At 33.1% G+C, this 19,960-nt stretch carries 16 protein-coding genes and 6 pseudogenes; 13 read left to right on the top strand and 9 right to left on the bottom strand.

Annotated features, from left to right (window positions below):
• The first annotated feature begins 137 nt into the window (after nt 1-137).
• Nucleotides 138-722 (top strand): annotated as a pseudogene (locus tag AC1DS7_RS26830) (sigma-70 family RNA polymerase sigma factor).
• A pseudogene (locus tag AC1DS7_RS26825) lies at nt 706-1,521 on the top strand (DUF4179 domain-containing protein). Before AC1DS7_RS26830 ends, AC1DS7_RS26825 begins: the two co-directional pseudogenes overlap by 17 nt.
• A gap of 333 nt (nt 1,522-1,854) precedes the next feature.
• Here the strand turns inward: AC1DS7_RS26825 and AC1DS7_RS26820 are convergent.
• Genes AC1DS7_RS26820 through AC1DS7_RS26810 form a run of 3 tightly spaced genes read right to left on the bottom strand, consistent with a single transcriptional unit; the run spans nt 1,855 to nt 5,610 of the window.
• Nucleotides 1,855-2,958 carry a Ger(x)C family spore germination protein gene (locus AC1DS7_RS26820; RefSeq protein ID WP_088291596.1) on the bottom strand — a complete coding sequence of 368 codons (1,104 nt, stop codon included), beginning with the start codon at nt 2,956-2,958 and terminating at the stop codon, nt 1,855-1,857.
• The gene (locus AC1DS7_RS26815) at nt 2,955-4,058 is read right to left on the bottom strand and encodes a GerAB/ArcD/ProY family transporter (RefSeq protein WP_012259860.1); all 1,104 of its coding nucleotides are present in this window, start codon (nt 4,056-4,058) and stop codon (nt 2,955-2,957) included. The genes AC1DS7_RS26820 and AC1DS7_RS26815 overlap by 4 nt, the downstream gene beginning before the upstream one ends.
• Nucleotides 4,059-4,062: 4 nt before the next feature.
• Complete coding sequence (locus tag AC1DS7_RS26810) at nt 4,063-5,610, bottom strand: spore germination protein (RefSeq protein WP_088044804.1); 1,548 nt, start codon at nt 5,608-5,610, stop codon at nt 4,063-4,065.
• A gap of 230 nt (nt 5,611-5,840) precedes the next feature.
• On the opposite strand from AC1DS7_RS26810, the pseudogene AC1DS7_RS26805 reads away from it, so the two are divergent.
• From AC1DS7_RS26805 to AC1DS7_RS26790, 4 genes and pseudogenes are all read left to right on the top strand, one after another.
• Nucleotides 5,841-6,075, top strand: a pseudogene (locus AC1DS7_RS26805) (DUF2187 domain-containing protein).
• Nucleotides 6,076-6,982: 907 nt separating this feature from the next.
• The gene (gene sdaAB, locus AC1DS7_RS26800) at nt 6,983-7,681 is read left to right on the top strand and encodes an L-serine ammonia-lyase, iron-sulfur-dependent subunit beta (protein ID WP_088291597.1); all 699 of its coding nucleotides are present in this window, start codon (nt 6,983-6,985) and stop codon (nt 7,679-7,681) included.
• Nucleotides 7,682-7,703: 22 nt separating this feature from the next.
• Entirely contained in the window at nt 7,704-8,591 is an 888-nt protein-coding gene (gene sdaAA, locus AC1DS7_RS26795; RefSeq protein ID WP_016119274.1) for an L-serine ammonia-lyase, iron-sulfur-dependent, subunit alpha, read from the top strand.
• Between the two features lie 297 nt (nt 8,592-8,888).
• Nucleotides 8,889-10,208, top strand: coding sequence for an aromatic amino acid transport family protein (locus AC1DS7_RS26790; RefSeq protein WP_002120778.1), 1,320 nt, complete (start codon nt 8,889-8,891; stop codon nt 10,206-10,208).
• An 84-nt stretch (nt 10,209-10,292) separates the two neighbouring features.
• On the opposite strand, the pseudogene AC1DS7_RS26785 reads toward AC1DS7_RS26790, so the two are convergent.
• A pseudogene (locus tag AC1DS7_RS26785) lies at nt 10,293-10,424 on the bottom strand (IS6 family transposase); the annotation flags it as partial.
• Nucleotides 10,425-10,769: 345 nt separating this feature from the next.
• Nucleotides 10,770-11,375, bottom strand: coding sequence for a cupin domain-containing protein (locus AC1DS7_RS26780; protein WP_002144103.1), 606 nt, complete (start codon nt 11,373-11,375; stop codon nt 10,770-10,772).
• A 221-nt stretch (nt 11,376-11,596) separates the two neighbouring features.
• On the opposite strand from AC1DS7_RS26780, the gene AC1DS7_RS26775 reads away from it, so the two are divergent.
• From AC1DS7_RS26775 to AC1DS7_RS26760, 4 genes are all read left to right on the top strand, one after another.
• The gene (locus AC1DS7_RS26775) at nt 11,597-11,725 is read left to right on the top strand and encodes a hypothetical protein (protein WP_274378594.1); all 129 of its coding nucleotides are present in this window, start codon (nt 11,597-11,599) and stop codon (nt 11,723-11,725) included.
• A gap of 679 nt (nt 11,726-12,404) precedes the next feature.
• Complete coding sequence (locus tag AC1DS7_RS26770) at nt 12,405-13,145, top strand: 2OG-Fe dioxygenase family protein (protein ID WP_085313137.1); 741 nt, start codon at nt 12,405-12,407, stop codon at nt 13,143-13,145.
• Nucleotides 13,142-13,888, top strand: coding sequence for an SDR family NAD(P)-dependent oxidoreductase (locus AC1DS7_RS26765; protein ID WP_002144105.1), 747 nt, complete (start codon nt 13,142-13,144; stop codon nt 13,886-13,888). Before AC1DS7_RS26770 ends, AC1DS7_RS26765 begins: the two co-directional genes overlap by 4 nt.
• A 144-nt stretch (nt 13,889-14,032) precedes the next feature.
• Nucleotides 14,033-14,920: a DMT family transporter gene (locus AC1DS7_RS26760; RefSeq protein ID WP_372488986.1), complete on the top strand. Its 888-nt coding sequence runs from the start codon at nt 14,033-14,035 to the stop codon at nt 14,918-14,920.
• A 160-nt stretch (nt 14,921-15,080) separates the two neighbouring features.
• Here the strand turns inward: AC1DS7_RS26760 and AC1DS7_RS26755 are convergent.
• Nucleotides 15,081-15,623, bottom strand: a pseudogene (locus tag AC1DS7_RS26755) (serine hydrolase); the annotation flags it as partial.
• Nucleotides 15,624-16,405: 782 nt separating this feature from the next.
• Between AC1DS7_RS26755 and AC1DS7_RS26750 the strand changes: the two are divergent.
• Nucleotides 16,406-16,741 (top strand): hypothetical protein, encoded by a 336-nt coding sequence (locus AC1DS7_RS26750; RefSeq protein ID WP_040963200.1) that lies wholly within the window; start codon nt 16,406-16,408, stop codon nt 16,739-16,741.
• 180 nt (nt 16,742-16,921) lie between these two features.
• On the opposite strand, the gene AC1DS7_RS26745 is transcribed toward AC1DS7_RS26750, so the two are convergent.
• Both AC1DS7_RS26745 and AC1DS7_RS26740 read right to left on the bottom strand, forming a co-directional pair.
• Entirely contained in the window at nt 16,922-17,374 is a 453-nt protein-coding gene (locus tag AC1DS7_RS26745) for a DUF5065 family protein (protein ID WP_159146584.1), read from the bottom strand.
• A complete protein-coding gene (locus AC1DS7_RS26740; protein WP_157404386.1) occupies nt 17,295-17,708 on the bottom strand; it encodes a DUF2538 family protein in 414 nt (137 codons plus the stop codon). Before AC1DS7_RS26740 ends, AC1DS7_RS26745 begins: the two co-directional genes overlap by 80 nt.
• A 270-nt stretch (nt 17,709-17,978) precedes the next feature.
• Between AC1DS7_RS26740 and pagR the strand changes: the two genes are divergently transcribed.
• A complete protein-coding gene (gene pagR, locus AC1DS7_RS26735) occupies nt 17,979-18,278 on the top strand; it encodes a transcriptional repressor PagR (protein ID WP_002144111.1) in 300 nt (99 codons plus the stop codon).
• 292 nt (nt 18,279-18,570) lie between these two features.
• Entirely contained in the window at nt 18,571-19,230 is a 660-nt protein-coding gene (locus AC1DS7_RS26730) for a CatB-related O-acetyltransferase (RefSeq protein ID WP_328069177.1), read from the top strand.
• 307 nt (nt 19,231-19,537) lie between these two features.
• Here AC1DS7_RS26730 and AC1DS7_RS26725 read toward each other — a convergent pair.
• A pseudogene (locus AC1DS7_RS26725) lies at nt 19,538-19,960 on the bottom strand (TasA family protein); the annotation flags it as partial.

The raw sequence follows: 19,960 nt of genomic DNA, 5'->3' as shown, positions 1-19,960 counted from the left end.
CCCCAACAAGAATTGTTTAACGTAATCTATATACGTCTTAAGAGATGATAAAAAAATATATATTTTTATCAAACTTGGAACTTTATCTTGATTACTGTCCAATATATAGTGAAATCAATTTTAAGGAGGGTGCCTGTTTGGCCACTAATGACAACATAAGCACCTGGATAGACCGTCTGTTATCAGGTGACGAAGAAGCTTTTGAATATATATTTGATTTAACAAATCAGAGAATATATGACACCGTATTTGCTATAGTTAAAAATGGTCATGATACAAATGAAATTGTAAATGAGGTTTACTTTCAACTATGGAAATCCATCTCAAAATATGATTAATCTAGACCTTTTTTATTTTGGTTGAATGGCATTGTCTATAAACAAATTAGTCAATGGCGAAAACAAGTTTGGAAGAGGATGCGTTTATTTGAAAAACAGCATTCAATGCAGGAGTCAGTTGTAGAAATCCCAGAAAAATTATTACTTGAAAAGGAAACACAAAAGGAATTGTTAACATTGATTCAAGAATTGCCGTTCAAATTTAGAGTTGTGATAGTGTATCGTTTTTATCACGATTATACGTATGAAGAAATTGCGGAATTATTACAAATCCCTATAGGTACGGTAAGATCTAGAATTCATAGAGCGTTAGAAAAAATTCGGAATCAATCTAATATAGAAATAGATGAGGAGGAATATAATTCAAATGTCATTTTCAAATGAATTAAAAAAAGCAATGAAACAAGAAGTTCCTAAAGAAGTAAAAGAACGTGCATATCAATCATTTACGCAAATTCACAAAAGGGAGAACAAAAATAAATTGAAAAAGAAATTATTAATAACAGGTGTAGCAGCAGCTATCATTATACCAACTAGCACAATGGCACTAAATAACTCTTATTTTACGCAACCTCAATTAAAATTGAATGACATGATTACTGATCAAGTTAGAAAGTATGCAGAAGCGGGAAAATCTATACCTTTGGATCAAAAAATAACAGATCAAGGAATTACGCTTCATTTAAAAGAAATGTTACTCCAAGAGGATAAAATACTTGTTTACTACCGATTTGAACAACAAGATGGATCATTAATTCCGTATGAATTTAATACAAATGGATTGCATATCGTATCCAGTGGTAAAGAAAAGGGTAAGCAAGTGGCAAGGCCAACATATAAAAATGAAAAATTTAATACTGTAAGTGAATTGGGTTTTCTTAGTAACAATAATCTAGACAGCTATCAAAAGGATCGTATTGGTAATCCAAATGCACCGGATATAGGTATGTTTTACTTAACTAATGCAACAGGAAAGGCTTTTGAAACTGCACTGGCTTTTCATGATAAACCAGAAGGAACAGTAGTTTTTGAAGTACTTCAAGGAGAAAGATTCCCTAATTCTTTAACTATAAACATAAATATTAATAGAGTTGGAAAAACAGAAGGAAATTAGATAACCAAAATTTTAATTGATGTAGAGCATAAATCCGTACAAAAGACTGATATGGATAAAAATCAGTAGAAAACATAAGACAATATCCGTATCTTATACTTTCAAAAAATTATTCAAGTATAAGGGGTACAATATATTATTTTTATTTATTGAAAAATTCGCATAATTTCCATGAATTTTTTCTTTAAAAGTGGTCACCATACATGTCCATCAACTTAAAAATTTTATAGCACCCCAAAATAAAAAATTGTACCTTTTCACCTGGAGATGCCAATTTTCTCGTTTTGGGGTATTTGCTTTTCTTAGCTTGATTGTGATGGGGCGTAAACCCTATTAAAGACATTTCCACTTCTAAAATAGAAGGTACTTGCAATTTTAGTACGAATTCCAGTTGAATTCGTGTTACTTAATCGTTCCCATCCCGCCAATTTTAATCTTAACCTTGACGTTTACATCGCCCTTTGCTAATTCATTATTCCATTTATTTTGGACTTTTTTCCATTCTGGATATGTGTAAGTTCTTGCATATCCTCCAAGCCCAATAGGGTCGATTTTGGCAGTTTGCATTTTTTGTATTAATTGCTTGAAATCAGCTTCCAGCTTAGTTTCAATCGCTTTTTGTAATTTTGCTGCGTCCTTTTTTGTATTAAACGAAAAAAGCCGTTCTGTAATACCGATTCTCATCTTTACATCTACATTAAATATAAAATGATTATCATATCTTGCCTTTGTCTTTACTTTAATACCATTGGCAGTAAAACTTATCCAATCTTTATCTTGGCTATCCGACTTTAGCTTAATTGGAATTGTGAATGGAAACTCACCTGTAGTTCTTTGTTGCAAAATGCGTAATAGTTTGGTTTCATCAGATTTTAGCGTTAATTTATACTTTCCTTTTTCATCCAATAAAGCTGTACCTGTCACCCATATTTTATTCTTTTTTTTCACCTCAGTAATATTTGCTGTTACCCCTTTGTCTGCTCTTTGTTCATATAGTTCTTGAAGAGTTGTTTTTACTGTGATATTTCTTAAAGAAGTGGTATCAACTAGTTTTGTTAAATATATAGGAAGCCGCGGCTTATCTTTTGGGCTATAGAAGATGACGTCCGAAACAGGTCCATCTACAGCGACAACCCTTGCGGTAACTGTATTTTTGGGATCTCGGTAAAATGGATCGAGGTGATTTTCCCAGTTTTTTCGTTTCAGTAGCCTTTTTCCAACTAAAATAACCTGTGTTTTACTTCCCGCGGTAAGCGCCATAACCGTAGCATCAAATTGGTCTCTAGATTTTCGAACCGTAGCAGATTTCACACCAGTAGTTTCTTCTTTTATCTTTGCTTCTTTATTGAAAACAGGGCTAGATATATACACTAATAAATTATCATTACGATCTAAATCAATACCAAGAACAAGAGTAAGAGAAACATCTTCAACATTTGTTTGATCAAAGCATCCAGTCATCATGAACACCGATAATAAAATACAACATAGTACTTTTCTTTTCAATGTATCCTCCCCTGTCGAAACTTCTCATATAGACAGCAGTACAGCCATAAAATGATAGGTAATATATAGGTTAATCCTAATCCAGCATTCGAAAATACCTGTTGCCAAATTTCGGCTTCATTCCAACTAGGATGAGTCCAAAATATGATGCCGATAATGAGCAATAAGAGAACAACTACATGAGAGCTATGATCTTGTTTTCCAAGTAATTGGCTTGAACAAAATACAGAACAGTATAAGGCAGGAATCCATGATGTGGAAACAATGGTTAAGTAAACAGCCAATAAAATCATGTCAAAACGTTCTAAAAAACGAAATTCAATTACTTTCACTAAATTTAGTACCGGTTGATTATATTGCGTAATGCTATCAGGGCTAAAATAAGCAAAACAAACAATAGTAGTAAATAAATAAAATAACATCGTTAATGTGTTTGCAATAACCATTCCATGGACTGCATACTGTTTTTTTTGTAAAAAAGGATATAAAAAGAAAGCAATATCAAACCCTAAATAAGCAAAAATAGTGGTCGGTACGGCCGTTAATACAGGTTTCCATCCTTCTTTTAATAGCGGAAAGAAGGGCATCCAACTTCCGTTCTCTTTAAGCGGTATCAAAAAAAACAACGGAATCCAAAGCGCCATATATAAAAAAAGTTCGGAGTATCGCCCTATAATACGAGGACCGTTACGCGCAACAAAAAAGGTAGGAATCGAAAACAAAAAGATAACGATATAGTCAGGCGTTTTCGGAAGAAGCCATCCCTTAAGAAAAAGCATAGCGTTTACAAGAACGATACAAGTATAAAAAGCGAAGTACATCATGTAAATAACAACGAATGCTTTCCCTACTATTTTTCCAAACAATCGTATAAGAATGTCATAAATCGTGTCCTCGGGATATCTTGCAGCAGTTTTCACGATAAAAACACCTGATATTGTGGAGAATATCCAACCAATCAATATAGCTATCCATCCATCTGTTCCAGCGTTTTCTGCAAGCACACGCGGAAGTGATAAAACGCCAGTGGCCACCTGCATTCCATTGATTAAAACAATATACTGCATAAGAGTGATGTCATTATAGGCATACTTTTTCATAATTTCACCTTTTATTAGGATTCTTTCCTTGTCGAATAGATTGAATGGTTCCATTACCCTTAGGACGCCTTCTTATTGCCCATAAAGGAAAGCGTAAAAAAGCATCTTTCATATCTGCAAAGCGAAACGGTGCTAATGGCGTTCCGTAAGGAGTACCTAGCGATTCAAGACTGATTAGATGTCCAATTAAAGTCATCCACCCGATAACAAGTCCAACAATTCCAAATAAGGCAGCTGCTAGCATCATCGGAAAGCGTAAAAGTCTTACTGCCGCTCCCATATCATAATTAGGGATAACAAAAGAAGAGATGGCTGTAATAGCAACAACAATAATCATAATGTTGCTTACAATTCCCGCCTGAACAGCCGCCTGTCCAATGACAATACCACCTACAACTCCAACTGTCTGACCGATCGGAGTAGGTATCCGTAAAGCCCCTTCTCTCATCGTTTCCAATGTTATTTCCATAAGTAACGCTTCCATAACTGGAGAAAAGGGTACGCGCGTCCTTGATTCTGCAATAGATAAATACAGCTCTACAGGAATAACTTCAAAATTAAAGGAAATAAACGCAACATAACTCGCAGGCAAAAATAAAGCAATTATAAAGGAGATAAAACGAAGCATCCGAATAGACGAAGCAACTAACCACCTTGTACCGTAATCATCCACTCCTTGAAAAAAGGAAATAAAATTTGTTGGAGCAATTAACACATTAGGCGAATGATCCATTACAGTTACAAATCTACCCTGTAGAATGTGAGATACTGCCAAATCAGGTCTTTCAGTTAATATAAATTGTGGAAACGGTGAGTACGGGTTATCTTCAATGAATTCTATAAGTTCCCCATTACTAGCAACAGCGTCGACTGTAATATTATGAATCCGTGTTTCTAATTCCTTCAGCACATCTTCAGAAGCTACATCTTTCAAATATAAAATAGAAATCCTCGTTTTGCTTCGTACACCAATTACTATTTCTTTTACCGTTAATTCACGATGAGGAATATACCTTCGAATCATTGCGATATTTTGACTTCTAATTTCTGTAAATCCTTGATGCGCACCTTTTAGAGCTATTTCGTTATGAGCGTCTTCAACATTTCTTTGTGGCCATCCTTTCGTATCCAATTGATGTGCTGTTGTTCGAGTGTGGATTAATAAAACACTATCTCCTCCAAAAATAGCATTTTCAATCTGACTCCACGTATTAATAATTTTGATTTGTCCTAATGGAATTGGAAGTTCCGTATTGGTATCAAAATCACTATTCATCAAAGGACTTAGAACATGATTTTGAATCAATTCTTTATCTGTTAATCCAGACAAATATACTAAACCGGCTTCTAATCCATCAGCTTTTATTTGAAACCGGCGAATCACTAAATCAGGTGCTTGACGAAATATATTCTGAATATCAGCTATGTTTTTCGATAAATCAGCGCCTAAGAGGGAGTTTTCAATATTTTTTTTCTGAAAATGAGTATTGTCTCGTATTGAAAATGACTTAGGATTGTCTCTATATTTTAAACGCTTCAAAAATTTAGCCATGATTCCCTCACTTTCTATGTACCTTTTATAGTACGTTTAGTATGCATATAGTAAGAAAAAATATCCTAATAACCAGAGAGGTAACATGAGAATTATTACTATAAAGTTTTTGGGGCATATTTGGGGTCACTATACATTGAACTGAACCCGAAAAGTTAGACAGAAAAATTACGCAGCAATTGGAGATGGTACACTAAGTTAAGTGAAAAAGATGATTCAGAGGGTACCAAATGGAGTATAAAATAAAGGTAACCATTGGGAATTACGTTCAATTTTCATATCGTAAAAATTCTAATTTGCAATTAATGGGATATGTAGTGAGTGTTCTACAGAATACAATTATTGTAGATATTTCAGAGATAATGGGAATAGAAGTAGATGATATTAGGCAAGTAAAAACATGGTTGCTATAATAAAGTGGTTCATAAGCAAAAAAAAATACTGTTTCATAAAAAATGCTCCTAGATAAATCTAGGAGTATTTTTTATGATGAAGTTACTGAATTTTTTTGAGACGATCAATAGCAGCAGTTAGATAGTAATATATTCGTTTAGAAAAAGCATCCAAATAGGATGCTTTTTCTAAACGAAGTCTCGCTTCATCACCATCAAGTTAAGAAATTTATTGTTATCTCAAACGAAAAAAATCTAAATTCTTATAAGTAACTAACTGTAGCGAGATAAAATTTCGTTTTGGAGGGTCTTCAGAATCTTAGCTTAATAGCGATGTGGTTCTACCCCGAAAAGAAGTTCCTTTTTTCTGAAAATGTATATAAATGCAAAATGTATCATGAATATCCGAAAAAGATTTTATATTTCATTAATTTATTCCTTTCCATCTACATTAATCATTTATTGCAACAGCTTTCACGTCTAAAATAAGATGTTTCAACAAAGGAAAGTATAAGTATCTTTATAATGATTTTCCAATATAATCAATGTGTTAATGAAAGGAACTCTGTGTTATTTTTGCTTTTCTACTAACTAATACAGCTTCAAACAATGGACACAATTGCTACATGCCAAGTGTAATTTATTATCCATTCAAGATTCTGTTTATTCAATCTTTCTGAAAATAAAAAAATATTAAACTCATAAATATACAAGTTATAATGAGGGCGTCGAGAGATAATCTATTACCTCTAGAGAAAATATCAAACCTAGTTCTGGTGCAAAAATTCTAAAGACCTTGCAAGTAACCTTCTAAAATTGGACATACTGATACGATTACTCTAAGAAAGGTGTGTGGTCAGAAGGGAAATTTATTAACACGAAAAATGAAAGCGTTATCAACTCGGTTTTATTTTGAATTGGTCATTCTAATAACTTAGATTCAACTGCAATTAAAAATAATAAATTATGGGGGTGCTTATATGAACATGAATGTAGCATCTATTAAAGAAAAAAAGGTTGTTAAATACAAAAGTTGTTTTGATGTGATTGGGCCGGTAATGATAGGTCCTTCAAGTTCACATACTGCAGGTGCTTTGGCTATTGGGACAGTTGCCAATAAATTATTTCAAGGTCTTCCAAAAAAAGTCGTGGTAAGGTATTATGAATCATTTGCTGAAACCCATAAAGGACACGGAACTGATTTTGCAATTATTGCTGGGATATTAGGATTTGCTGCCGATGACAGCAAAGTGCCAGATGCTATTAAAATAGCAGAATCTAAAGGAATTGACATTACCTTTATTGAAAAAGCGGGTGATAGTCCTGCTGGTCATCCAAATACGGCAGATGTATATTTAGAGGATGAAAGCCGAAGTATTAGAACGATGGGTATTTCGGTCGGCGGTGGATTAATTGAAGTCAAACATGTTGAAATTGACGGATTTAGCTTAGATCTGCAGGGGCCATTGCCAGTTATTATTGCGATTTCCGAAAGAGCTGACTTTGAATTTGTCTTACGCAGGATCTTTAAACAATATGATGTGGAAATTAACAACTTTCATAGTTTAGAAGAAAACAGAAAATATTTATATGCATTCGCTTTGGATTCGCTATTGCCTGGTTATGTTCAGAAGGAATTGGGAAATTTAAGAAATATAGCTAATGTCATTATTCTTTAGTTACTTTAAGGGGTGAAAAAATATGTATATGACCATAAAAGAAATTGTGGATGCAGCTAATAAAAGCCAAAAGCCAATTTATGAATTAGCAATCGAACAGGAAATCGAACAAACTAAAACTTCTTATGAAGAAGCTTGGAGTAAAATGGAAAGAAATTTAGCGACTATGGAAAATGCCATAAATAAAAGTATCGAGGGCGACGGGGTATTTTCTCCGACCGGTTTAACCGGAGGTGATGCTGTTAAAATTAAATACTATCGAGAAAATAGGAAAACTCTTTCTGGAGATTTGATGGTGTTAGGGATTCAAAGTGCTATCGGTGTTAATGAAGTAAATGCTGCATTAGGGGCTATTTGTGCAACCCCAACAGCAGGTGCGAGTGGGACGATCCCGGGAGTCCTATATAGTATTAAAGATACGTTGCAGTTAACTCATGAAGATATGATCCATTTTCTATTCACTTCAGCGTTACTTGGAACGATAGTCGCAAATAACGCTTGTATTTCAGGAGCGTACGGAGGATGTCAAGCTGAAGTAGGCAGTGCCTCAGCAATGGCGGCTGCAGCAGCGGTAGAAGCCGCCGGAGGAACGCCACAGCAATCTTCTGAAGCTTTCTCAACCGCATTACAAAATTTACTCGGTCTAGTTTGTGATCCGGTCGCTGGTTTGGTAGAAATTCCTTGTGTAAAGAGAAACGCCATTGGAACGGCAAATGCTTTGGCAGCAGCAGACATCGCATTAGCCGGCGTAAACAATATCATCAATGCAGACGAAGTTATTGAAGCGATGTATAGAGTTGGAAGACAGATGCCTCGCGAATTAAGAGAGACAGGTTTAGGCGGAGTTGCGGCCACACCTACAGGGATTGCCATTAAAAATAAAATCTTTGGGGAGAAACAATCAAATTAATAAACAGTTATCGGAAATATTGTGAAATAGTTAACAATTCTATTCTCTATTGTTCTCCTAAGGATGTCTGTATATTGAGAGCCATTATCACTAAAATATACTACTATATAATTAAAGTGTTTTGTAAGAGCTAACAAACCCATCAGGTTGATGACTAGCGAATTTTTCGATTTTGATCAACTTAGAGAAGGACACACGATGTGGCGCACTTTGTAAGCAATTCATTTTTCAAGAACGGTCTATATTCCTAAGCCTTAAAAAGAGACGGAAGAATAGGACACAAGGAGGAATTATTATATGAATGGGAATACTGCAAAAAAAATAGAATTTCAGGCTGAAAATACTGCAGTAAAAAATGAGAAATATCCAGATCCTACAAAGTGGCATAAACAGGATACTACCTGGGCATTGAGCCTTTTTGGAACAGCCATTGGAGCAGGAGTACTCTTTTTACCGATTAATGCAGGTTCAGGGGGGTTATTATCATTACTACTAATTACATTACTTGCATATCCAGTTATGTATTACTCACATAGGGCGCTTGCTAAAATGATATATGCTTCCAATTCTGCTGAAGAGGGGATTACAGGTACAATAAGAGAGTATTTTGGAAATAAGGCAAGTATCATTTTTAACATAGTATATTTCGTCTCAATTTATACAATCGTGCTAATGTATTCTGTTGCACTTACAAATACTGCAAGTAGTTTTATCGTGCATCAATTGCACATGCAGGAGCCTCCAAGGGCCATTTTATCGCTTGTATTAGTACTCGGTCTTATCGCTATACTAAATTTTGGTCAAGATATCACTGTAAAGATAATGAGCATGCTTGTATATCCTTTCATAGCTTCTCTACTTTTTATCTCAATATCTTTGATTCCACAGTGGAATACGTCAATGCTTAGTTTTTCAAGTGTTTCTACTGCTTCAACAGGAACAGGATATTTGGGAACGATATGGATGATACTACCAATCATAGTATTCTCGTTTAATCATTCTCCTATGATTTCGTCATTTGTTATGAAACAGAGAGCTACGTATGGAATAGAAGCTACTGATGCCAAATGTGCTCAAATACAAAAAGTTTGTTATATCATGACATTCGCTGTTGTTATGTTCTTTGTTTGGAGCAGTACCTTGAGTTTGACTCCAAATGATCTTATGATGGCAAAAGAACAGAATTTGTCAATCCTATCATATCTTGCTAATGAGCTTAATTCGCCTGTAATCACGATTGCAGCTCCTATCATTGCTTTTGTGGCTATTACAAAGTCTTTCCTTGGCCATTATATAGGAGCATATGAAGTAATGCGTGACATGATTATTAAGTCCGGTAAAACACGCGGGAAAGATATAGGAGAAAAAACAGTTAAGACAATGATCCTTACTTTTGTCGTATTAACATGCTGGTATGTTGCTTATGCAAATCCAAGTATTCTTGGAATCATTGATGCCCTTAGCGGACCGTTAGTTGCTGCTATCTTATGTTTATTACCAATGTATGCAATTCGTAAAGTGCCTGTACTAGCTAAATATAGAGGGAAAATGAGCAATGTATTTGTCATTATTATAGGTATCCTTACCGTCCTAGCAAGTATTAAGTCATTATTCTAATTCACTATTGTTAGTTCTCATGCAAAAATAGTGGGATATGAAAAAAGACCGAAAGATTCCTAGCGGAATTGAATTATATATTATTAAACCAAAGAGATCATGGTTTTGGACAAACTTCTCACCTTGGAGAGTTTGTCCTTTTTTGATCATATGCATAACTTCTATTCCAGCAATCACTTTTTTAGCTGTTTGCAATGATTTTAATCCAAGCATATTAGGGTGCCGTCCAATGTACATCAAGCTAATATTTTGAAGTATCCCCAAAACGAAAATTTCATATCAATACAACAGTTATTTATGAGAATTTAGTGCATTTTTTGCGTTTTGGGGAACAACCAAGTGTAAAAAAAGCGCCATCCTTTCCTATAAGTCTACAGAAAGAAAACGTATTTTTTCATTTTAATTACCCCCCAAACCGAAATTTTTATCTCTCTACAGTTATTTATGTTCATTCAGCTCGTTTTAATTTAAAGAAGAGTTTTCAATTGTCTCTTAAAGATTAGCAAAAGTTTATTCCTTTTCTCTTTAATACACAGTTGTAGATTTTATAATAAAGTTTGATTAATAACTAACTGTATTCCTATTGCCATGACTGTAGCCTTCTTCCACAGTCAATGCATCTGTTTTAGTAACATGAACGGTACCAAATGGATGATTTGGAGGAGCATATATCGAGTAAAGCTTTAACGGAACATTACCTGTATTAGTTAGATTATGCCATGTTCCGGCAGGTATCATTATTGCAAAATCAGCATAAACGTTTCTTTTAAGATTTAAATTATCTTTACTCTTGCCCATTTGAACAATCCCCTGACCTTGTTCAATACGTAAAAATTGATCAACACCAGGATGTATTTCCAAACCGATATCTTCGCCAACATTGAGACTCATTAAGGTAACCTGTAAATGTGTTCCTGTCCATAAAGCTTTACGATACGTATTGTTTTGCTTTGTTGCCTCATTGATATTAACAACAAATGGTTCTGATCCATAATCTTTTAACAAAATACTTTCATCACCATTGGAAAAACTAAAAGAATCAAATCTTTTTACATACTCTATCTCATTAGGAGAAGTCCAGTAAACAGACTGTCTCCCATAGTTATACATTGGTACATTAACATAATAAGGATATTGATATCGATACATAAAAGGAGCATAGTACATTTTTCTCAATCCTTCACAATTTTATAAAATTATCCTATGCACTGGTTAAGTGAATGTACTTAGATTCAAGTTAAGCTTATGTAAAATTAATTTCAGATGAAAATGTTTTTTCTAAAGGTCCATGGTGTACATCATCTGAGAATACAATTCATGCATTTAAGAATGGATTAGCTACTACAGGTGAGAAAAACGGGGCTACAAAGATTACTGAAGACGATGCGTTGTTAATTAGAAAAAATTATAAAGCAAGAGATACAGCGTTTGGATCAACGATTTTAGCCCGGGAATTTGGAGTATCACCAAAAACAGTAGAGGACATTGCTAAAGGCATTACATGGAAATATATTTAAGGGTGATAACACTACATACAACTGAATATTAAATTAGCAAAAGATTGTTGAAAAAAGAAGATAAAAAGAGAAGGTATTCGAAATAAGGGTTCAATGTTTTGCTAATAGATTAGCGCTGGACTAGGATGACGGTGGTCATGCATAGCGTTCCATTTAGCAGTGGTGGTTCTTTATATTTTATAATCAAGAAATAAAGATATGAATATTTGCATTTGATTTAACACTTAGTTTTTTCAATAATAAAAATATGGAGATAAAACATTCTACTAATAAAAGGTAATATTTTACCTTTTTAAAAAATCAATTCTCGTCTTTATATACATATATTTATACAGATGGATTAATCGACGTTATTTGAAAAGAATTTATTTGAATGATACATCTGACATTTTGGAGAGGACAAGCAAAAATGGGGAATAAAGAGAAAAAGCCTAGCGAGTCAGAATAAAAAACTAATTAAAATAAAATTTCATACAATTCGAAAAAGTTTGCAGAAATTCTCTAATATGGTTTATACTGTAATGGGAGTTATTAATAACCAAATAGTTAATGGATAGTTAATGTTGTGTATTAATTTAACAAGTTATATTTAAGGTTATTAAACATATTACTCCTCAACCCATGCTTCATGCTGAATATACAGTGGGGAAAATATAATTTGAAAGTTTGAGGTGCTCTTATGCTAACAACAGTTTCTAATAAGACAAGCAGTTTTGACGTAGAACAAAAGGTACATGAATTCGAATCAAATGGATACATTCAAATCTCTAATGATATTTTTTTACAAGATCAAGAAGATCAAGCATTACTAACGAAAGCACAGTTAGACTACTACAGCTTACAAAACGACGCATATGGCGAATGTCGCGCTAGAGCCTATTCAAGATATATAAAATACGCTGGTTCTTCAGATTATGTTCTAGATACAGACAATGGATATTTCCAATCTGAAGAATATAATTATGACGATGGTGGGAAAATTAGAAATTTCAACAGTATAACAGATGAATTTTTACATAATTCATTAATTGAGAAAATTGTTCGCTTTGATAGTGAATTTGCATCTAATACAAATATACTTGATACAAGTAAGGATTTGGTTATAGGTCTACATCAAGTAAGATATAAGGCAACTAGAGAAAATCCTTCTTTTAGCTCTCCAATTTGGCTACATAAGGATGATGAGCCGATTGTCTTTTTACATCTCATGAATTTAAGTAATACAGCTCTTGGCGGAGACAATCTGATTGCAAACAGCCCTAGGGAAATTAACAAGCTTATTAGCTTGAAGGATCCCCTAGAAACTTTAGTATTTGGACAAAAGGTATTCCACGCTGTAACACCACTAGGAACAGAGTGTAATACAGAAGCCTTACGTGACATTTTATTAGTAACGTTTTCTTATAAGGAGCCAAAATGATAAAAAATAAGACTATTATGATCTCAGGCGCCAACAGTGGTATAGGAAATGCTTGTATTGAATATTTTTTAGAAAAATCATTCAATGTAATAGCTCTTGATATTAATACAAATAAATTAGTAGACTATACAAAAACACATACGTCTTTTAAGTTAGTACAAATAGATTTAAGTAACAGCAATGAGATTAATAATCTTTTTATACAATTGGATACAGATACCCTTTGTCCCGACATACTTATAAACGCGGCTGGTATCAGGGAAATAACACCTGTATTAGAACTCTCTGATGATCTATTTAAAAAAGTAATAGATGTTAATTTAGTAGCACCATTTATTCTTTCAAGGGAAGCTGCTAAGCGTTGGTACAAGTCTAAAACAAAAGGTTGCATAGTAAATATAGCATCAGTTTCAGGATTAATGGCTGAACCTGAAAGAGCAGCTTATGTTGCATCAAAACATGCTCTAATTGGACTTACTAAACAGATGGCTATGGAATTTGGTAAGCAGAACATACGAGTGAACAGTATTTCTCCCGGTGTCATTAGGACAGAGCTTACAGAAGAATATTTTAGTGATGAGCGTTTGGTATCCCTTATAAAAAGCAATCAATCCTTAGATACGTGGGGACTACCGCAGGATATTGTTTCGTGTATTGAATATTTAATTTCTGATCAGGCTCGCTTTGTTACAGGTTCCAACTTTGTCATAGATGGTGGTTGGACAGCTGGGAAGAATTTATAATTAAGTGTTTTTTGTAGATAAATTAAAAGCACCTGCCCTTTATAGAAGGACGGTGCTTTTCTTACTAAAAATTAGATATTTAACGGGGGGATTAAATTGATTCAACAAAATTCTATTGAGAGAAAATCATTACCGGCTTTGAAGATGATAATATCAATGGTTATTTTCGGTTCAGTCGGCTTTTTTTCCGTACAAACAAATTTACCTTCATTTGAGTTGGTATTTGTACGATGCATTTTTGCTACAATATTTTTAGGTCTATGCTGGCTAATTACTGGACAGTACAAACATGATAAATGGGAACGAAAAGAAGTTATTCAAGTCTTGATATGTGGATTTTTCCTTGTATTTAATTGGGTATTTTTATTTAAAGCGTTTGAAAATATGTCAGTCACAGTTGCAATATCAGTCTATCACCTTGCTCCAATAATTGTACTTATCATTGGAAGTATTGTTTTTAAAGAAAAATTAACAGTATTATCTGTTATCTCTATCATTATCTGCTTTGTAGGAGCGTTATTAATCGCTGGCATAAACAAAAACTTCTCTTTCGACTCGTTAATGTCTTCTGGCATGGTTTGGGGACTTCTCGCAGCTCTGTTTTATGCATTTACAACTTTATTTGGGAAAGGTATTAAGAACATGAGTGCTTATGCAATGACCTTTTTGCAAACATTTTTAGGGATTTTTCTTCTAATACCCTTTATAGATTTTGATGCATTCCATGGACTGACTCAAAGTAATTGGACGTATATTATAGCAACCGGCCTTATCCATACAGGATTGGTATACTACTTATTCTTTGATAGCTTACGTGATTTATCAACAAAATTAATCTCGATATTAGTTTTTTTAGATCCAGCTGTAGCAATTTTATTGGACACGGTGCTTACAGGATTCCGACCAACTTTAATGCAAGTATCAGGGATTACTCTAATTTTTGTTGGTATGGCTCTAACTTTCAAAAAATCTAAAAATAAGACCCAAAAATTAAAAAAACAAACTATAGAAGACGACGCTCGTGTATTGTAAAACAATCAAATCATAAAAAAACACTTGCTACATAATTGGGGTAGCAGTACATGTCCATCAATCTAGTGAAAAGAAACACCCCAAAACAGTAAAAATTCATGAAATTCTTGTTTTGGGGACATCATGAAAACTTAACTTGATTGTCATGTATGGTGACCCCTAATAGTTCACGTTTATCAAGTGAAAGTGCAGTTCCTAATGTAAAAGATTGAAGCGTCTTAGCTATCGCTTCTGGTGTACTGGTATCATGTGTTTCTCCTGGATTCACTTCATTTAATTCAGGTTCAAATCGTTCTGAAGTAGTAACAGTATCACCAATTTCTCTTAATATTTTTTCAAACTCAGAGGGACCACCTAATTGTTTAAGAATCAAATTATGTGCTGTACTGTCACTATATCGAACAGAAGCATCAGCAAGTTCTTTTAACGTCATTCCTGTATCAACATGCTTTTCTGAAATTGGATTATAATTAGAAAGATCTTCAAGAGTAGACGTAATCCTTTAATCAAGAGCTTCTATTGAGTTTTGACGTAAAAGAGCTCCCGCAGCTAATGATTTGGATGTAGATGCAAATGCAAAACAATCATCTGATCGATAAGAAACAGTTTGATTCGTACCCGTGTCCAATGCATAAATACCGAGTTTAGCATCAAATTCTTTTTCAAGGTTAGCAAATGAATGATTACCTGTATTTTCTTGTTTGTTTAGTTTGAGTATTAGTTTTATTAGTGGGGTTGAAGAGAGAATGAAGAAATAGTTCTTGATTTATCAATTAGAACTACCTGAAAGATAAAAATGAGCACTTTGAAATAACCCGCATAACCAATATGATGAAGTATTAATTAGTTGATATATATAATAAAGGGAGCATCCAAAAAGGTGCTTTTTTTCTTTTGGAATAGAAATCCCTTTGTTAACTATATTTTAAATATAATCAATAATTACGGTACGTGAAGTTTTATAAAATGTGCATGAGATTACATTTCATAAAAGTAGGGAAGAATGGAGTGTTAGAGTATTAGTCAAATGTATTTACCAATATAAAAATGGAGGGGTGTTATGAACGCATTTTTTAGAGAGTCTAAGCGGTCTTTAAACGCGTTTAGTGCTGCAAATACATACTTAGATTGCTTAGTGCAAACTAAAACGTATTTGCAGCTCCTAATACTAATCATACTTTGTATTGCTACAGTTTACATACCTTTCCCTTCATTTACGCTTAATTATATAAATAAAATAGATATACTGATGCAATACATAATTAAAGCAGTATATTTTTCGTTTCCTATCTCATATGTTTTTCTATTCATAATGTGGAATCAAAGATTTTTGATTTCTAAAAAAATTACTTGCCGGCAGCTAAAAACATCTTTCTTCAGTGCTTTCATTATTTACATTATAATGTTGTTTTTTTGTCTGTACTAATAGCTCTTACAACATTCAATGGAACATCTAACCCCATTGAAAATGAAGGGATGACCAATATGTTCCTTAAAACGCCTGGTATTGCAATTCAATTATTTGGTGAGAACATTATGTTTGTATCTATATTATTCATTTGGCACAAAATCATACGTTCCTTCATAATAAGTCCCATTCCTTCAATTACAACCTCTTTAATTTTGTCTGGAAGCTCATTTGGACTACTCCATCTTTCTACATATAATTATAATTGGGTGCAATGTTTAGCTATCATCGGTATACCAGCTATCGCTCAAATGATTTTCTTTCTAATATTTAAAAATATTCATATGGGATATATGGTTCACTTCAATTACAATTTAATCATCATACTTTTTAACTACATAGTTTCTATTTAAACTATTTTATAACTAAAAATAAAAGAAAAGGTACCCCTGCTGCAAGGTACCTTTTCCAAGGGGTATAACTCATTGCCTGAGCGATCGTTGATCAAATAACGCTTTGACTCTTACATGAGTTATAATTTTATTATACATTGATCATATCAAAAATATTATCATTAGTGAAATTAACATTCATTATTTTTTAATTTTAAAGCTGCCACCATAATAATAATTTTCTCCAAGTTTCATAACAGCTACATATGATCCTGGCTTATAAACTGATGTAATAGGTGTTACAAATCTACCATAATTATGCTTAGTACCAGTATCATATATTGTTTTATATCTTTGCATATTTACTACTTCATTCTCATCTTCACTTAATCGATATATCTTTACAATACCTGTATCTTTACCACCTGTATAAATTCTAATGTCAAAAGTATCTCCTTGCTTCAAATCACCAAGGGCTAATTCTTGTAAGAAGTCTGCATTATGATGGAGTGAAAAATAGTTTTGCCATTGCCAGTCATCAAAAACCGGTGATACTTTCTGTATAAATTGAGATTCAGCAGAAGCAGGTGTAATGCCTCCTGCAGTATAGGAAAATACACTTCCTCCAATAGTTAATGCTCCAATTATATCCATTGAATAAAGATTGACCAGCTTTAGCAAGTGGTAGGGTTGTTCCAGTAAGTGCGTCAGGATTTATTCCTTTTTTATCCCCTTGAGAATATATTAGTTCACCTAATGGAGAGTATTCTACCTTACAGGTACCCCAATCAAAACATTTGTATATTTCCGGATATGCAGTTATGTAAAAAGATGTCTCGTATTGAGGATCATCACTAGGTTCAACGCTTCTTGCATCTAATAGTTTGAGATAATTCCGTTCATGTTCTTCATTTACAAAATACATTTCTTTATCTCCCTTGTGATATATATTTTTTTCATATTTTGAATAAACATTTGATATACACATAATTCTATACTCGAGACAATATCTTCGTATCTCTATAAAAGTAAATGATTAAAAACTAATTATTTTTGTTGACTATGAATGTGAAGTGTTCAAATGGCAAATTTACAAGATATAACTTCACGCAAACCACATATTAACTCCACTACATACACAAACTGAAATTGTATACTTTAGGTAGTTAAATTAATATTAAACATTCAAACATACTAATATTATGTAATACGGAAGTTACGCTAAGTTAGAGAAAACAAATAAGGGAGAGAAAAAACTATGACGAGATTTGCGAACCATCATGTAGATAACACGATTTTAGAAGAGGATGTAGAGCTTTTAAAAGTTATGGCACACCCAATGCGTTTAAAATTGATCAGTGAGCTTTCTAAACATAAAACACTAAATGTAACCCAAATGACTGAAATTTTAAATATTCCACAATCCACAGTATCCCAACATTTATCAAAAATGAGAGGGAAGGTTTTAAAGGGGAATCGTCAGGGATTAGAAATTTACTATAGCATCCAAAATCCTAAAGCTGAAGAAATTATGGGGTTATTAGGTCCAGTACAATAAGTTCTCTTATTTTTCACACAATAAAACATTTACTCTAATGCTTTAAGACTAAAATACTTTTATTATAGGCGCTCTATGTAGCGTCTTTTTATATTTTTAGTTACCATAGCATTGAAATAAGACTAAAACTGAAAATTAACTTCTTGGAAGTAATTCTAAACAATTCTCAATATAAAAAGGAAAGGGTAGAATGATGATTCGTCGTTTAAAAAAATTAAAAAATGTGGCTGTCGTATTAAGCTTCTAAGTAAATTGCAAAAATCTACAATACTTAGAAGCGAGGAATATAGTTATGAAGCATCCATTATTTAATCATTGGTCTGAAACAAAGTATTTAAAAGATATAGTAACAAATCCACTTATTGAAGTAGGAGAGTACTCCTATTATTCAGGATATTATGGACATCAAAATTTTGAAGATGGTTGTGTAAGATATTTGTGGGGAGATGTTAAGTCTCGAGCGCTTTTCAATCCAATTGAACAAATGGGTTGGCATCTTGATAAACTCATAATCGGAAATTATGTATGTATTGCAACTGGAGTTGTCATATTAATGGGGGGTAAACATAACCACCACTCAGAATGGGTTACAGTTTATCCATTCGTTGAGCAAATAAAGCAATCATTTGAACCGAAGGGTGATACAGTCATAAAAAGTGATGCTTGGATTGGTATGAATGCTATAATCATGCCTGGTGTTACAATTGGCGAAGGTGCAATTATTGCAGCTGGATCTGTAGTTTCTAAAGATGTTCCACCATATACTATAGTTGGGGGTAATCCCGCTAAAGAAATAAAAAAACGGTTCACTGATACAGAAATTAGTATGTTAATGGAAATGCGTTGGTTTGATTGGAATAGAGAATTAGTTGAGAGGGCAATTCCTCTTTTATCTAGTCCATCTATAGAGCAGTTATACAATTTCTATAAAAGTGAAGTGAAAAATAAATAAATTAGTAAAAAAACTACATTCTATATAGAATGTAGTTTTTTTATAGGTATTTAAATCATCATATAACATCTAATGGTTTAATCATTTGAACACTTCTGTATAATTAGCCTAGTAACAAAATTGAAAAATTAATTTTGTTACACCTTTTTTCTTGTCCATATATCGAGACAAGAAAATGGGTACTTTTTTAAACTAAGACACCAAAGTGGGTACTTTGTAAAAATAGCAAATACTAATTAAATGTGAAGTTAAAATTCAATTCTACATAAATAACAAAAGATATAAATTAATCCTGAATATAAATACTTTATCTTTCTTGTCCATCTGTTTGATTGGCTTGGAATTCCATTTTTAGAGCAATACTATCTCCTTGGAACACGTTTTGATCTGTTCCGTTGTCTTCAAATATAAACTTAATCCAAAACCAATCCATTTTCCCAGGTTTTAATCCTCCTGTTTCAGTCCACTTAGAATGAAATACTTTTTTGGAGGCAATCTCTGGGCTTTGTGATTTTAGTTCTGCAAGGGTTGTCTCGTATGCAGGGCTTTTTGCAGGATCCCAATCCCAAAGAAATTGTACTTTAATATGTTTACCGAAATCTTCTGTAGTGTTATTTTGTTTTAAATCGTTTACAGTATAGTCTATTTTCATCATGATATCTTTAATATCTWATGTACCACTATTTTTTAAATTGAATTTCTTTTATATTTTGTCCCCAGGTTTTAAATT

The organism is Bacillus sp. P4_E1 (assembly GCF_056401715.1).
Note: the sequence above shows the minus strand (reverse complement) of the source record. Positions and strands in the feature narration are given on the sequence as shown.